The organism is Chryseobacterium sp. NG-CE01 (assembly GCF_055695505.1).
The window spans coordinates 957,208-971,119 of sequence record NZ_CM146369.1 but is presented as its reverse complement, the minus strand read 5'-3'; the positions used below and the strand labels follow the sequence as shown (position 1 = coordinate 971,119).

The following is a 13,912-nucleotide window of genomic DNA, read 5'->3' as shown; positions in this document are numbered from 1 at the left end:
TATGATCACAATTAATAATTTAACGAAAACATACGGTAAAGCAACCGTTTTAAATATAGAACATCTTGAAATCCCGAATGGTGAAACTTTCGGTTTGGTAGGAAATAATGGTGCGGGAAAAACAACACTGTTTAGTCTTATGCTGGATCTTATCCAGGCTACGACGGGCTATGTAAGCATCGACGGTATCAAAGTTCACGAATCTGAAGCGTGGAAGAACAAAGTTTCTGCTTTTGTGGACGATTCTTTCCTGATCGGTTATCTTACCCCGGAAGAGTATTTTTACTTTATCGGTGAATTAAGAGGACAGAACAAAGCTTCCGTTGATGAATTTTTAAAACAGTTTCATGACCTTTTCAGCGGTGAAATTTTAAATTCAGGGAAATATGTTCGTGACCTTTCTAAAGGAAACCAGAAGAAAGTAGGCATCGTGGGCGCCATTATCGGAAATCCGGAGATCATTATCCTTGATGAGCCATTTGCCAACCTCGATCCTTCTACCCAGATCAAGCTTAAAAACCTGATTAAAGAGCTCTCAAAACAGGAAGGCGTGACGTTCCTCATCTCCAGTCATGATCTTTCCCACACAACGGAAGTATGTAACCGAATTGTTGTGGTCAATAAAGGACAGCTGGTAAAAGATATTCAGACGAATCCTGAAACTCTGAAAGAGCTTGAGCGCTATTTTGCAGATCAGATTTCAAGCTCTACTGAAACTGTAAATAATCCGGTTTAATAGATATTAGCAATACATCAGATTTAAAAAACATTTATTGAAATTTGTGGTACATCATTTAAATTTGTTCCGTTAAAATTTAATTTATGGAATTATTAGAAAAACTGAACTGGAGATATGCTACCAAAGCAATGAACGGTCAGAAAGTGCCACAGGAAAAGGTGGATAAAATATTGGAAGCCGCAAGATTAGCGCCTACATCAAGCGGTCTTCAGCCTTTCGAAATTATTGTCATTACCAATCAGGAAATTAAAGAGCAGATAAAACCTCATGCCTGGAATCAGCCGCAGATTACGGACTGCTCGCATCTGCTGGTTTTTGCAGCATGGGATAATTATACGGAAGACAGAATCAACAGAATGTTCGATCTTACGAATGAAATCAGAGGTTTTAAAAACGAAGGGTGGGAAAACTACAGACAGATGCTGTTGGGAATGTATCCGCAAAGACCTGCTGAAGAAAACTTCACCCATGCGGCAAAGCAGGCTTATATCGGATTTGGTGCAGCAATTATCGCGGCAGCATTTGAAGAAATAGATTCTACTCCGATGGAAGGTTTTGTTCCGGAAGAAGTAGATAAAGTTTTAAACTTACAGGAAAAAGGATTAAAAAGCGTTCTTTTACTGCCTTTGGGATATAGAGATCCTTCGAACGACTGGCTGGTAAACCTTACCAAAATAAGAAAACCGAAAGAAGATTTCATTACGGAAATCAACTAAAATTGATTATTTTACTCATAAAAACACCCTTTCAATTGTTGAAAGGGTGTTTTATTTTTCCCGATGTATTTTGTCAGGATGTTGTCTTGTGTCAAAAACATCTGCAATTTTAATCAGATTATTTTCCTCATCTATAGAATAAATAATTTTGTAGTTTGATTCTACTATGTAATGATATGGGGTCATGCGGTCTTTAAATAAAAATTCTGCCTGACCAATTCTCGGATTGTCAATTAATTTATCCGGAGCCAAAAGAATACCGGTAATAATTTTTAAGGCAACCGTATAACTTCCTGATGTCAGCTCGTAATAATTGAAAATATCATCAATCTGCTTTTCAGAGAATTCTGACCATATAATTTTATATTTCACCGTTCGTATTTTGACAGAATTTCAGAAGTAGTTTTGAATTTTTTATTTTTAAAATCATCTTCAGATCGTGAAATTCTCTCATTTATTTCTTCAACAGTGAAAGGATTAAATTGATTTTCCTCATCAATATTTTTAGCTTTTTTCATCAGTTTTTCAAACTGGGCAATCACTTCCTCACTTTTAAGATTGAGAAACGATTGTATAAAAGCTAATTTTCTGCTTTGAATGTCCATTTTAGAAATATTTGATAATCAAATGTATAAAAATTATTTTAAATAAAATCCCTCTCAAAACAAATTGAAAGGGATATTTTGTTTCTGATAAAGTTAATATTAAAACTCAGCATTTGGTTTCCAATCCACCACCGCTCTGATAAACGCTTCTGCATTTTCAACAGGAATGTTTGGTAAAATTCCGTGTCCTAAATTGGCAATATATCGGTCTTTTCCGAAACGGTTGATCATCTCCGTTACCATTTTCTTAATCGTTTCAGGCGTTGAATGCAGCCTTGCAGGATCAAAATTTCCCTGTAGCGTCATTGTGTGATTGGTTAACGTTCTGGCAAACTCAGGCTTAATCGTCCAGTCAACACCTAAAGCTGAAACAGGAGACTGGGCCATTTCTTCCAAAGCAAACCAACATCCTTTTCCGAAAACCACAACATGTGTCAGCGGACTTAATGCTTCTACGATCTGGTTGATATATTTCCATGAAAATTCCTGGTAATCTGCCGGAGAAAGCATTCCGCCCCATGAATCAAATACCTGAACTGCAGAAACGCCTTTTTCAACCTTTCTTTTCAGATAAGCAATAGTCGTATCGGTAATTTTTTGCAGTAACAAATGTGCCGCTTCGGGCTGTGTAAAGCAGAAAGATTTGGCAATATCAAAAGCCTTGCTTCCTTTTCCTTCCACACAGTAGCAGAGAATGGTCCAGGGAGAGCCTGCGAAACCGATCAACGGAATTTCATTGTCTAATTTCTGTAAAGTCAGTTCAATAGCATCAAAAACGTAACCTAAAGTATCATTGACATCGGGAACGGCAACATTCTGAACCTGTTCCATGGTTCTGATCGGGGTATCAAGCCACGGACCTACCGATTCTTTCATTTTGAAATCGATTCCCATTGCCTGCGGAACCACCAAAATATCCGAAAACAAAATGGCTGCATCCAGCGGAAATCTTCGGATAGGCTGCACGGTGATTTCAGAAGCCAGCTCGGGAGTCTGACATCTTGTAAAGAAATCATATTTGTCACGAAGGGCAATGAATTCCGGCAAATATCTTCCTGCCTGCCTCATCATCCATACGGGAGGTCTTTCTACGGTCTCTCCGCGAAGCGCTTTTAAATATAGGTCGTTTTTAATCATAATCTATTAATAGTATTGTCACCAATGAACAACTTTATATCAGTCTTTGTTTAAAATTTCTTTTCGTATCAGCTTAAAAACGGATAGAAGGGTATTTCCTTCTGACGTTAATACTGAGGCTGAAGTATGTTTTCTGAGCTCGCGGGAAGTCGTTTCGCCAATGGATATCAGGGTCATGCCTTCCAAGGAATTCTGATCTGCAAAACTACGAACTCCGCTCGGACTAAAAAAAACGGCAGCATGATATTTTTCAGTTATCAACGGATTAATTTCTTCGGTATTGTAAACGACAACTTTTTTGTATTTAATATTTTGCAGCGGAAGCTCGTTGTCCAGCACACTGATGGCCAGATTTCCACAGAAATGAATAAAACGTTCGTGCTGGCATTTTCCGGTAATGAATTTTGATAGCGTATCGGCATTTTTCAGGACTTTAAAAGTTCCGAATCCGTGCTTTCTCAGTTCTTTTTTTGTTTTTTCTCCGACACAGTAGACCTTATTGTAATTTTTTGCCGTAAAATCTTCATTTGGTCTGAATCCGTTTTTAAAAAATGAATCTACGCCGTTTACGCTGGTGAAGATGAGAGAGTAATCTTTCAGCTCAAAAGGCTTTATCTTCACAGGAAGCGTTCTTATTACCTCGATAGAATCAGCCACAATATCATCTCCCAGTTCTCTGGATATAATTGTGCGGTCTATATTTTTGGTAAATAAGATTTTCATATTTTAAGGGCTGAAGATGGAAAAAACTGAAGATGAGCGTTTTAAATCTGGGTTTTAATTTCTGCCATAAGTTCTTTCCCTCCGTTCTCAAGAACGACTTTGGCAAACTTCTTCCCGAAATTTTCTTCTTCGTTATAGATGAAGTTTTCGTCAGTAGCAATACAGTTTTTACCGTCTAAAGAGCAGAGTGCTGCTTTAAAACGGATCTGATCATCAAAGATCTCAGCAAAAGCTCCGATAGGTGCGGTACAGCCTCCTTCCAGGGTGTTGAGGAAATTCCTTTCCATTTCTACGCAGATCTGAGTATTGGTATGATTGGTAAATTGCTTTACAATCCCGTTGATTTCTGTTTTGTCTGAATGTCCCGCAACCGCAATAACTCCTTGTGAAGGAGCCGGAATTAAAAATGGGATCATCTCATAATCAATGTCCATTTTCATTCTTTTAATACCTGCTAATGATAAAATGGTAGCGTCAAAATCGCCTTCTTCAAGTTTCTGAAGTCGGGTTTGTATATTTCCGCGGATATCTGAAAATTCAGCCTGCGGGAAATTTTTTAACCAAAAAGCTCTTCTTCTCAAACTGCTTGTTGCCAGTTTAAGCTCATGAAGTTCTTTATTTTTTGCAGATTCTTTCCGGATCAGAACATCCTGAGGAAAATCTCTTTCCAGATAAGATATAATTTCCAGGTTTTGGGGAAGGTTTGTAGGTACGTCCTTTAAAGAATGTACGGCAATATCAATCTCATCGTTCAATAATGCAACATCCAGATCTCTTGTAAAAACACCTGTAATTCCCAGGGAATAAAGTGGCTGCGTAAGATTTTTGTCGCCGGATGATACAATAGGAACAATTTCCGTTAAATAATTATTGTTCTGAAGATGTCTCGCAACTTCTCTTGCCTGCCAAAGTGCCAATGCGGAATTTCTGGTTCCGATTCTAATGCTTTTCATTGAATTCGTTGTTTGGTTGTTCAACTAATATTTCGTGCATTAATTTACTAATTTCTTCGGCTTTTAAAGGATTATCGATGATATATTTTGCAAAACGGTTGGTGATTTTCTGAATCATTTTATCAGAAAGTTCCATGTCCGTGATGTTTATGTATTTATTTTTCTTGTAAAAATTATGCATTTCATTACGTTCCATATTCTTCAGAACGGCTTTGAAATGGTGAATGTTGGGTGCCAGTTTTCTCTTTTTTTCCCACTCAAGGAAGTCTTTCATCAGTTCCTTAATGATTTTTTCAGCCTTTGGAATCTCTTTCTCTCTCTGCTGGATGGTTTCCTGGATCTGTTTTGAAAGTTCATCAACATCAATTAATGTAACATTTCTGTTCTCAGTCACATTTTTATCCACATTGTTAGGGATTGAAAGATCAATGACCAGTGTTTCTTTTCCGTTCGGGAAATGAGATTTATTGACAATAGGATGTCTTGCTCCGGTAGCAACAATCAAGATATCCGTACTTTTAAGCTCCTGATCAAAATCGGCATAATCTATATGAGGAATATGATATTTTTCAGAAATTTTTTCGGCGGTTTCCTGTGTTCTGTTGGCTATTTTTATTTTAGGCTGATACACATGTTTTACAAGGTTTTCCACCGTATTCTGGCCTATTTCTCCGACCCCCAGAAGAAGAATATTCTTTTCGGTAAGTCTCTTCTGATTGTTGAGGATATAATGAACCGCTGCGTAGGATACGGAAGCCGCACCGTTGGAAATTCCGGTTTCATTTTTTATTCTTTTCGAAATCTGAATGGCAGCATTAATCGCTCTTTCCAGGTAAGGGTTAGAATTCTGTCTTTCTTTACGGAACCTGCTGTAGGCCTTTTTAATCTGGCCGATAATTTCAAAATCACCGATAATCTGGCTTTCCAGACCCGCTGCTACTCTGAACAGATGAGCCAGAGCTTCTTCTTTTGTAAGGATATTGGCAAACTGCAGGAAATCCATCAGGTTTACCCCTATTGTTTTACAATATTCTTCGGCAACTAACAGGTAATTGGGAGAGGTAGTGTAGATCTCGGTTCTGTTACAGGTAGAAACAACGAAGGCATCCCCTAAATTTTCATTGTGAATCCGGGTAACGAAATTTTTAATGTTTTCATCAAAAAATGCAAATTTGCCCCTCGTTTCTACATCAGCCTTTTCATAACTAATGGAAAGTACGGCAAAATTAGACGTCTGATGTATGTTGGAATACTGTAACATAAGCGGGGCAAATTTACGCAAATTTTGATAAATGACTTTCTGAAAATGTATATGATAATTATCGTAAAAAACTATTTTGGGATTATTCTAAATAATATTTGAAACCTGATGCGGATTATTGTGTTTTAAAGGTTAAAATTAAACAGAAATATCATTTTAATGTTAAAGAAAATTAGCATTTAGTTGGCGCATTTCCGGTGCAGATGCAAAATAATAAATAATCTGTTTCACACAATCCTTTATCCAGCCTCTTTTCATCTTGAATCTGGTTTAAATTACAGTCTGTAAATACTTAAAGTAAAAGTTAATAAGTGATTATAAATTTTAATAAAATTTTAACCAAATTATCTGCCTGTTAAATTTCTCCACACGTCTTAAATTTATATCTTTGTAACTCTTTAAAAAATCAGAAGTAAAAGTATGAGTTTATTCGATATGTTTACGCAAGAGATTGCGATAGACCTGGGTACCGCCAACACCCTAATCATCCATAATAATAAAATTGTTATAGATCAGCCTTCGATTGTTGCTATTGAACGCTCAACAGGACGACCGATTGCTGTCGGTGAACAGGCGAAACATATGCAGGGTAAAACTCACGAGGATATCAAAACAATCCGCCCTTTGAAAGATGGGGTAATTGCCGATTTCCACGCTTCTGAACATATGATCAAAGAATTTATCAAAAAAATTCCCGGAATTAAAGGTAAATTTATTCAGCCTGCACTAAGAATCGTAATCTGTATTCCCTCAGGAATTACAGAGGTTGAAAAAAGAGCGGTAAGAGATTCAGCACAAAAAGTAAACGCAAAAGAAGTACGCCTGATTTACGAACCAATGGCTGCGGCAATAGGAGTAGGAATTGACGTTCAGAAACCGGAAGGGAATATGATCATCGACATAGGTGGTGGTACTACGGAAATTGCAGTAGTTGCTTTGGGTGGTATCGTCTGCGACAAATCTGTAAAAATTGCAGGTGACGTATTTACCAATGACATTGCTTATTATTTAAGAACACACCATAACCTTTACATCGGGGAAAGAACTGCTGAAAGAATTAAAATTGAAGTCGGTTCTGCTGTTGAAGATCTTGATGTGGATATCGAAGATATTCCGGTACAGGGTAGAGACCTTATTACAGGAAAACCTAAAGAAATTATGGTGGGCTACAAAGAAATTGCCCGGGCATTGGATAAATCGATCATCAGAATCGAAGATGCCGTAATGGAAACACTTTCTTTAACGCCGCCGGAATTGGCCGCAGATATTTATAAAACCGGTATTTATTTAGCCGGAGGAGGTGCTTTATTAAGAGGACTTGCAGACAGATTGCACAAAAAGACAGGTCTTCCTGTATTTGTAGCAGAAGATCCGTTGAGAGCTGTAGTTCGCGGAACGGGTATCGCACTTAAGAATATGGATAAATTCAATTTCTTAATAAAATAATTCTAACTTTTTACGACATATATCTGAATGGGATTTTTGCTGAGATTATTTTCGAAGAATGCACTTTTTGTTTTCTTTATATTTCTGCAAATTATTGCTCTTATTCTGATATTCTCCAAAAATGCCATGCAGAAATCCTGGATCGCAGGACAGTCTGCTGCACTGAATTCCTGGGTTTCAGGATATATTGATGAAGGAGTTTCTTATCTGAAGCTCAAACAGATCAACGAAGACCTTGTAACACAAAATAAGGCTTTGATGATGGAGCTTTACGGAAAACAAGGCGCTAAAAATCCTCAGTTCAGAAAAGTTCATGATACGCTGGGAGGCGGACAGATCTATACATTTGTAGATGGTGAAATCGTTTTCAACAGTATCAACAGAAGAAACAATTATTTTACCATCAACCGCGGAAGAAGAGACGGTGTATTTCCACAGATGGGCGTTATGGCACCTAAAGGCATTGCGGGAATTGTAATCAACTCTACAGATAGCTACGCTTTGGTACAGTCGGTGTTGAGTGTAAATAAAATCAGGCTCAATGCTGCCCTGAAAAATTCAGGATATTTTGGGACACTTACCTGGAATGGAGATAATTCCAGAGTGATGCACCTTGCTGATATTCCGAAATATGTAGCACTGAAAATCGGTGATACGGTGGTAACTGACGGAAAATCGGCAATCTTTCCAAAAGGCGTAATGATCGGTACTGTTGCCGGATATTCTGTTGATAATAAAACAGGATTTTGGGATATTTCAGTTGAGCTTAGCGAAAAGATGGGTGCTTTAAGCAAAGTCTATGTTGTTAAAAATCTTAAAAAAGCCGAAGTACAAAAAATTCAGGATACAATGCAATCTGTAATAAAAAAGGAAGATGATTAGCAGGACTTTATTTACGGACATATTAATCATGATTTTTCTGGTTGCATTACAAATTTTTGTATTGAACAGGATTACCATTTTCGGGAAGTACACGCCGGTGCTTTATCCTGTATTCGTTATGTTTTATCCTTTTTTCAGAAATAAATTTCAGTTTTTGGCATTAAGTTTTCTGATCGGTTTGTCAGTTGATGCATTCCTTTATTCATGGGGAATCAATGCCTTTGCCACAACTCTGATTGCTTATTTCAGAACCTTGATCTTCAGAACATCTACAGATACTTCTACCGACTTCTTCTCATTTCAGTCCCTTCAATGGGCGCAGTTTTTGCTGTTTTTATTCACGAGTATCTTTCTACATCAGCTTTTGGTACAGTATATAGAATTCTTTAAGCTGAGCAGATTTTTTGAAATATTATTTAATGTATTGGTAACTAGTGTAATTTCGTTTATATTTATAGTTATTTACGCATTAATATTTAAAATCAAACAAAAAGTTTGAACACACGTTATTTAAAAATCTTTTCCGTACTTCTTGTGGTCGCTGTAATTTTTATAGCGAGACTGGCTTATTTACAGCTTTTTACCGACCGGTATGCGCTCAACGCAGCCAATACTTCCATTAAAATAGAATATGTTATTCCGCAGCGGGGAGTTATTTTCGACAGAAATGGGAAGATTATGGTGGGAAACCAGCCAGCCTATGAAGTTTCATTTACCCAGGCGTTGATGAGACCGGATTTTGATACGATTGCTTTCTGCAACCTGATGAAAATTTCCAAAAATGATTTTATCAGAACCATTGACGCTATTAAAAAAGAAAAATATTATTCCAAGCTGACGCCCATGACCTTTATGAAGAACCTCAGCAGGGAAGATATTGCAAGGGTTCAGGAAATTATATTCAAATATCCGGCATTCAGCATCGTTTCAAGACCGCAGCGTCAGTATGAAGTTTCAACGTCAGGAAACCTGTTGGGTTATACCAGTGAGGTCAATGAAAGAGAAATCAAAAAAGACTCTGCCTACTATCTGCCGGGAGATTTCATCGGCAAGGCAGGAATCGAAAAGGCGTATGAAAAACAATTGCGCGGGATCAAAGGAATGAAATACATTCAGAAAGATATAAAGCTGCGCAATGTAGGACCCTATAAAAACGGATCTTTGGATAAAGATGTTGTAACGGGAAAAGATATCACTCTTACCATAGATTATGATCTCCAGAGAATGGCGGAAGAAATGCTGGTGAATAAACACGGAGCTATTGTCGCAATCGATCCGAATAATGGTGAAGTGCTCGTTGCTGCCACAGGTCCAGATATTGATCCGAATCTTTTTACCGGCCCTGATAAATCAAGAAATTTATACGCTTTATCTAAAGATACCATCTACGAAAACAAACCGACATTCGATCGGTCTTTGCAGGCAGCATATCCGCCGGGATCTACCTTTAAGCTTCTGACTGCTTTATCTGCCATGCAGATGGGGGTTATGGATGAAAATACCATCTTCCCATGTGGCGGAGGGTTTAGCTATAGAGGTTTAAGAATCAAAGGCCACGGTGGTGCTGATCCTCTGGTTCCTGCAATCCAGGTTTCCAGCAACTGTTATTTTTCGTATGCGTATTTAGCAATTATTAATAAATATCCGGGGAATCCATCAAAAGGGGTAGACGAATGGAAGAAAATCATGAGCAGCTTTGGGGTGGGTGAATTCCTGAATAATGACTTTGCTGTAGGAGCAAAAGGAAGAATTCCTACAGGAGAATTTTATGAAAAGAGAATGCAAAGCATTTTGAAAGCAAGCGGTTCTAAAAAAGATTATAAAAACTGGGACCCGTTGGCTACGGGAGCTATTTTCAACGGAATGGGTCAGGGAGATGTACTTGTTACACCGCTTCAGCTGGCAAATTACGTAGCTGCAATTGCTAATAAAGGATGGTATTATACGCCTCATATCGTAAAATCAATTGACGGTAAACCCAATCCAGACCCGAGATTCAAAAAGAAACATCAGACGCTGGTCGATAAAAAGCATTTCGATCCCGTGCTGAGAGGGATGGAAGCTGTAGTTTTAAGAGGTACGGCTCACGGATTGAAGTCCAATGATTTTACTCAGTTGGCAAAAACAGGTACGGCTCAGGTTCCACAGGGAAAAGATAATTCCATTTTTGTATTAATTGCACCTGCAGATAAACCTAAAATTGTCGTAGCTGCCGTCATGGAGCATGCCGGGTTCGGGGCAACCTGGGCCGGACCTGCCGCAACGGTAATTGCAGAAAAATATATTACGGGAGATCTGAAAAGAGAACATCTTTATAAAAAAATGGTCACTTCCAGCTTTATGCCTGAATATAAAAGACAGTGGATCGCAGATCTGAAGCGTAAAGGTCTGTATAAAGATCCCGCTCTGGATTCTGTAAAACAAAAAAGGATACAGGACAGTCTGAAATTCATTAAAGAACAGAAGGCAAAACTGCAGAAGAAAATAGACGAAGAAACCAAAAATCTTAACAAAACAAAACCGGCTAAGCAATGAAATGGGCAGAAGGAATAGATAAATTAGGTCTCGGACTGTATTTTCTGCTTTGTGCTTTTGCCATTGCAAACATTTACAGTGTAGATCAGAAATTAGGAGAAAAGCAATTGGTTTTCTTCTGTATTTCTCTTTTTGTGGGGCTGGTGATTTTTGTTGGAAGAAGTAAGTTCTTCGAAAATATGTCAGGGATCATTTACATCGGCGGGGTTTTGCTGCTGATAGGTCTTTTCCCTTTTGGTAAAGAGATTCTCGGACAAAAAAACTGGTATAAATTCGGAAGCTTTACCATGCAGCCGGTGGAGTTTGCCAAAATCGGGACAGCACTGATGCTTGCCAATTATGTTTCAGGACCAGAATTTAACCTGAATAATAAAAAGTCGCTTTGGACGACATTAGCCATTATCGGAATTCCTGCTGCAGTTGTGCTGGCAATCCCCGATGTGGGTTCCATGTTGGTTTTTATTGCCTTTTTCATCGCATTGTATCGCGAAGGGTTGAGTGGATTATTATTCGGGATCGGATTTTTGTTTGCCGGAGTTTTCCTGATCTCACTGGCTGTTGATCCCATCTGGGTTGCGATTACCATAGTTGCGATTATAGGAGGATGGATTGCTATGAATTACTATAAAATGTCCTGGAATGTAATTTCCATTTCAGGTATTGTAGGCTCTGTTGTATTACTTTGCGGACTGGCTTTCGGTTCACCTTATATTTTAGAAAAGCTTCCAAAACACCAGAGAGAAAGGATTGAGGTTCTTTATAAAGGTGAAAAAGCATTCAGAGACACATCCGGTTACAATTTGCTGTATTCGAAAACGGCGATAGGTTCAGGAGGCCTTTGGGGGAAAGGATACCGTGAAGGTTCCGTTACGCAGGGGAAATTCGTTCCGGAGCAGGAAACCGATTATATTTTTTGTACCGTTGGTGAAGAATGGGGATTTGCAGGAAGTGTCATTCTGATTCTTTGTTATATGGTTTACATCGGAAGGATCTATTATCTGGCGGAACAGCAGAAATCGGGCTTTAACCGCGTTTTTGGATATTGCTTTGCTTCCATCCTGCTGATGCACTTTACCATCAATTTAGGAATGGTTATGGGGCTGTTTCCGACTGTAGGAATTCCTCTGCCTTACTTCAGTTACGGAGGAAGTTCCTTGCTTGCCTTCTCGATGATGACTTTTATTTTCTTTAAATTAAATTATTCGGATAAGAACAGCCTTGTCTAAGCGTGAATTTTAAAGATTACCATCAGTCTGTTTTTTATTTACGTATTAAATCTGTGCAATCTGCAAAAACATTGGGAGATAATTTTTTAATTTAAATCACAAATCTTATGAGGGAAGTATATATTCTGGATCAGACTTTCGAAAAGGCAGATTTTTCCCAAATTCAAAAATGCGAATATGAGAATTGCATCTTTCGGAATTGTAATTTCGAATATGCTGATCTTTCTGGTTTCAGCTTTAATGACTGTGAATTTTCAGGCTGTAATCTGAGCATGACAAAACTTCTTTCCACTGCTTTCCGGGAAGTTATTTTTAAAGAATGTAAAATGTTCGGGCTTCACTTTAATGAATGCAACGAATTCGGAAGGTCATTTACGTTTGACGGATGTTATCTGAATAATTCTGTTTTCTACGAAACAAACATTAAAAAGACATTATTTAAAGATTCAAAACTGATTGAAGTAGATTTCTCTGATGCTGATCTCTCATTTGCAGTATTTAATAACTGTGATTTGTCCGGCGCTGTATTTGACAATACAAACCTCGAAAAGGCGGACTTTAGGACATCCGTCAATTACTCAATAGATCCTTCCCAAAACAGGCTTAAAAAAGCGAAATTTTCCCTCTCTGAAATTCATGGACTCCTGCATCAATTCGATATAGAAATTGATAGAAACGGATAGTTCATATAAGTTGCATCCGTTAGTATTAGGAAAGCATTCCATTCTTTGAAGGGTGGATTTTGAAAGCAAAAGACGGATTAATAAAAAGATTTACCAGCAGCCAAACAAAACAGAAATAAAAAAACCATCAAAATTTTGATGGTTTCATTATTTAAATCAATTATTTAAAATTAAAAACTTGTTCCGTTTGATGCGGGAGTTGTTGCTGCCAGATTGTTGATGGCTTCTCCGTTCTCATTGATGATTCTTTTTCCGAATCTGTATTTTGGACCCCAATAAGAGTCATTTAGTGAAGAAACCATTACTCCTTTAGAAGTTGCAGCATGAATGAATTTCACTTCACCGTCTTCCGATACACTTTCTACAATACCTACGTGAGAAATTCTTCTTCCGTGAGAAAAGAAGATTAGGTCTCCTTTCTGAAGGTTTTCTTTTTCTACTTTTTCTCCTTCCTGAGATTGAGAAGCGGCTACTCTTGGTAAGCTAAGACCAGCTGCTGCCCCGAAAACCGAAAGAACAAACGCTGAACAGTCTATCCCGTTTCTGGTCATCCCTCCGTATCGGTAAGGAGTCCCAAGGTAAGTCTGTGCCTCTGTTAAAATGTTGTCGATGGTCTTATTGTGCATGATTGCCTTAGCAATCTCAGAATTTTTAATTGAATTTTTAGCATTGGCTAAAGAAGCTGCCTTTTCCGCAAGAAATGAATTGATTAATTGCTGTTTATCCTGCTCCATCTTTTGAGTATCGATAGAAGCCAGTTTGGCATCTGTTTTGTATTCTTTAGCGTAAGTTGCTGGTTTTGAAACTACGTAGTTTGTAACACACGATTGTAACGATACTGTAGAAACTAAAGCAACTAAATAAAACAAAACTCTTTTCTTCATATATATTTGATTACCGTGTTAAAGGGATTAGTATTTTTCAAAAGCATTACAAAAATATGTATTCCCTACAAAAGGACTTGGATATGAATATTACCGCGTTCTTTTTTTAACACATTTTAACA

The 13,912-nt window shown here is 37.9% G+C and carries 15 protein-coding genes; 8 read left to right on the top strand and 7 right to left on the bottom strand.

Annotated elements, in window-relative coordinates; translation table 11 throughout:
- The first annotated feature begins 1 nt into the window (after position 1).
- Complete coding sequence (locus ACYT6F_RS04725; RefSeq protein ID WP_472600106.1) at positions 2 to 736, top strand: ABC transporter ATP-binding protein; 735 nt, start codon at positions 2 to 4, stop codon at positions 734 to 736.
- Positions 737 to 822: 86 nt separating this feature from the next.
- Entirely contained in the window at positions 823 to 1,455 is a 633-nt protein-coding gene (locus ACYT6F_RS04720) for a nitroreductase family protein (protein ID WP_472600105.1), read from the top strand.
- A gap of 51 nt (positions 1,456 to 1,506) precedes the next feature.
- Here the strand turns inward: ACYT6F_RS04720 and ACYT6F_RS04715 are convergent, their stop codons facing one another.
- The 6 genes from ACYT6F_RS04715 to hemA form a co-directional block, all read right to left on the bottom strand.
- On the bottom strand, positions 1,507 to 1,827 hold the full coding sequence (locus ACYT6F_RS04715) for a type II toxin-antitoxin system RelE/ParE family toxin (RefSeq protein WP_472600104.1): 321 nt from the start codon (positions 1,825 to 1,827) through the stop codon (positions 1,507 to 1,509).
- Positions 1,824 to 2,060 carry a hypothetical protein gene (locus ACYT6F_RS04710; RefSeq protein WP_472600103.1) on the bottom strand — a complete coding sequence of 79 codons (237 nt, stop codon included), beginning with the start codon at positions 2,058 to 2,060 and terminating at the stop codon, positions 1,824 to 1,826. Before ACYT6F_RS04710 ends, ACYT6F_RS04715 begins: the two co-directional genes overlap by 4 nt.
- A gap of 99 nt (positions 2,061 to 2,159) precedes the next feature.
- Entirely contained in the window at positions 2,160 to 3,197 is a 1,038-nt protein-coding gene (hemE, locus tag ACYT6F_RS04705) for a uroporphyrinogen decarboxylase (RefSeq protein WP_472600102.1), read from the bottom strand.
- Between the two features lie 39 nt (positions 3,198 to 3,236).
- A complete protein-coding gene (locus tag ACYT6F_RS04700; RefSeq protein WP_472600101.1) occupies positions 3,237 to 3,920 on the bottom strand; it encodes a uroporphyrinogen-III synthase in 684 nt (227 codons plus the stop codon).
- A gap of 41 nt (positions 3,921 to 3,961) precedes the next feature.
- On the bottom strand, positions 3,962 to 4,873 hold the full coding sequence (gene hemC / locus ACYT6F_RS04695) for a hydroxymethylbilane synthase (protein WP_472600100.1): 912 nt from the start codon (positions 4,871 to 4,873) through the stop codon (positions 3,962 to 3,964).
- A complete protein-coding gene (gene hemA / locus ACYT6F_RS04690) occupies positions 4,860 to 6,134 on the bottom strand; it encodes a glutamyl-tRNA reductase (RefSeq protein WP_472600099.1) in 1,275 nt (424 codons plus the stop codon). The genes hemC and hemA overlap by 14 nt, the downstream gene beginning before the upstream one ends.
- Before the next feature lie 420 nt (positions 6,135 to 6,554).
- Between hemA and ACYT6F_RS04685 the strand changes: the two genes are divergently transcribed.
- The 6 genes from ACYT6F_RS04685 (at position 6,555) to ACYT6F_RS04660 (ending at position 12,906) form a co-directional block, all read left to right on the top strand.
- A complete protein-coding gene (locus tag ACYT6F_RS04685) occupies positions 6,555 to 7,580 on the top strand; it encodes a rod shape-determining protein (RefSeq protein ID WP_027381028.1) in 1,026 nt (341 codons plus the stop codon).
- Positions 7,581 to 7,607: 27 nt separating this feature from the next.
- Positions 7,608 to 8,462, top strand: a complete 855-nt coding sequence (mreC, locus tag ACYT6F_RS04680) for a rod shape-determining protein MreC (RefSeq protein ID WP_169231505.1) — start codon at positions 7,608 to 7,610, stop codon at positions 8,460 to 8,462.
- A complete protein-coding gene (locus ACYT6F_RS04675) occupies positions 8,455 to 8,961 on the top strand; it encodes a rod shape-determining protein MreD (protein ID WP_072883757.1) in 507 nt (168 codons plus the stop codon). Before mreC ends, ACYT6F_RS04675 begins: the two co-directional genes overlap by 8 nt.
- Complete coding sequence (locus ACYT6F_RS04670; protein ID WP_472600098.1) at positions 8,958 to 10,997, top strand: peptidoglycan D,D-transpeptidase FtsI family protein; 2,040 nt, start codon at positions 8,958 to 8,960, stop codon at positions 10,995 to 10,997. Before ACYT6F_RS04675 ends, ACYT6F_RS04670 begins: the two co-directional genes overlap by 4 nt.
- Positions 10,994 to 12,223: a rod shape-determining protein RodA gene (gene rodA / locus ACYT6F_RS04665; protein ID WP_472600097.1), complete on the top strand. Its 1,230-nt coding sequence runs from the start codon at positions 10,994 to 10,996 to the stop codon at positions 12,221 to 12,223. The genes ACYT6F_RS04670 and rodA overlap by 4 nt, the downstream gene beginning before the upstream one ends.
- 107 nt (positions 12,224 to 12,330) lie before the next feature.
- On the top strand, positions 12,331 to 12,906 hold the full coding sequence (locus ACYT6F_RS04660; protein ID WP_472600096.1) for a pentapeptide repeat-containing protein: 576 nt from the start codon (positions 12,331 to 12,333) through the stop codon (positions 12,904 to 12,906).
- Positions 12,907 to 13,076: 170 nt separating this feature from the next.
- On the opposite strand, the gene ACYT6F_RS04655 is transcribed toward ACYT6F_RS04660, so the two are convergent.
- A complete protein-coding gene (locus tag ACYT6F_RS04655; protein ID WP_472600095.1) occupies positions 13,077 to 13,790 on the bottom strand; it encodes a C40 family peptidase in 714 nt (237 codons plus the stop codon).
- Positions 13,791 to 13,912: the final 122 nt, after the last annotated feature.

Bases quoted from the DNA above. Each gene is read 5' to 3' on its own strand.
- ACYT6F_RS04725 (WP_472600106.1), top strand. From the start codon at position 2: ATGATCACAATTAATAATTTAACGAAAACATACGGTAAAGCAACCGTT.
- hemC (WP_472600100.1), bottom strand. From the start codon at position 4,873: ATGAAAAGCATTAGAATCGGAACCAGAAATTCCGCATTGGCACTTTGG.
- hemE (WP_472600102.1), bottom strand. From the start codon at position 3,197: ATGATTAAAAACGACCTATATTTAAAAGCGCTTCGCGGAGAGACCGTA.
- ACYT6F_RS04710 (WP_472600103.1), bottom strand. From the start codon at position 2,060: ATGGACATTCAAAGCAGAAAATTAGCTTTTATACAATCGTTTCTCAAT.
- ACYT6F_RS04655 (WP_472600095.1), bottom strand. From the start codon at position 13,790: ATGAAGAAAAGAGTTTTGTTTTATTTAGTTGCTTTAGTTTCTACAGTA.
- ACYT6F_RS04685 (WP_027381028.1), top strand. From the start codon at position 6,555: ATGAGTTTATTCGATATGTTTACGCAAGAGATTGCGATAGACCTGGGT.
- rodA (WP_472600097.1), top strand. From the start codon at position 10,994: ATGAAATGGGCAGAAGGAATAGATAAATTAGGTCTCGGACTGTATTTT.
- ACYT6F_RS04720 (WP_472600105.1), top strand. From the start codon at position 823: ATGGAATTATTAGAAAAACTGAACTGGAGATATGCTACCAAAGCAATG.
- ACYT6F_RS04700 (WP_472600101.1), bottom strand. From the start codon at position 3,920: ATGAAAATCTTATTTACCAAAAATATAGACCGCACAATTATATCCAGA.
- hemA (WP_472600099.1), bottom strand. From the start codon at position 6,134: ATGTTACAGTATTCCAACATACATCAGACGTCTAATTTTGCCGTACTT.
- ACYT6F_RS04675 (WP_072883757.1), top strand. From the start codon at position 8,455: ATGATTAGCAGGACTTTATTTACGGACATATTAATCATGATTTTTCTG.
- ACYT6F_RS04660 (WP_472600096.1), top strand. From the start codon at position 12,331: ATGAGGGAAGTATATATTCTGGATCAGACTTTCGAAAAGGCAGATTTT.
- mreC (WP_169231505.1), top strand. From the start codon at position 7,608: ATGGGATTTTTGCTGAGATTATTTTCGAAGAATGCACTTTTTGTTTTC.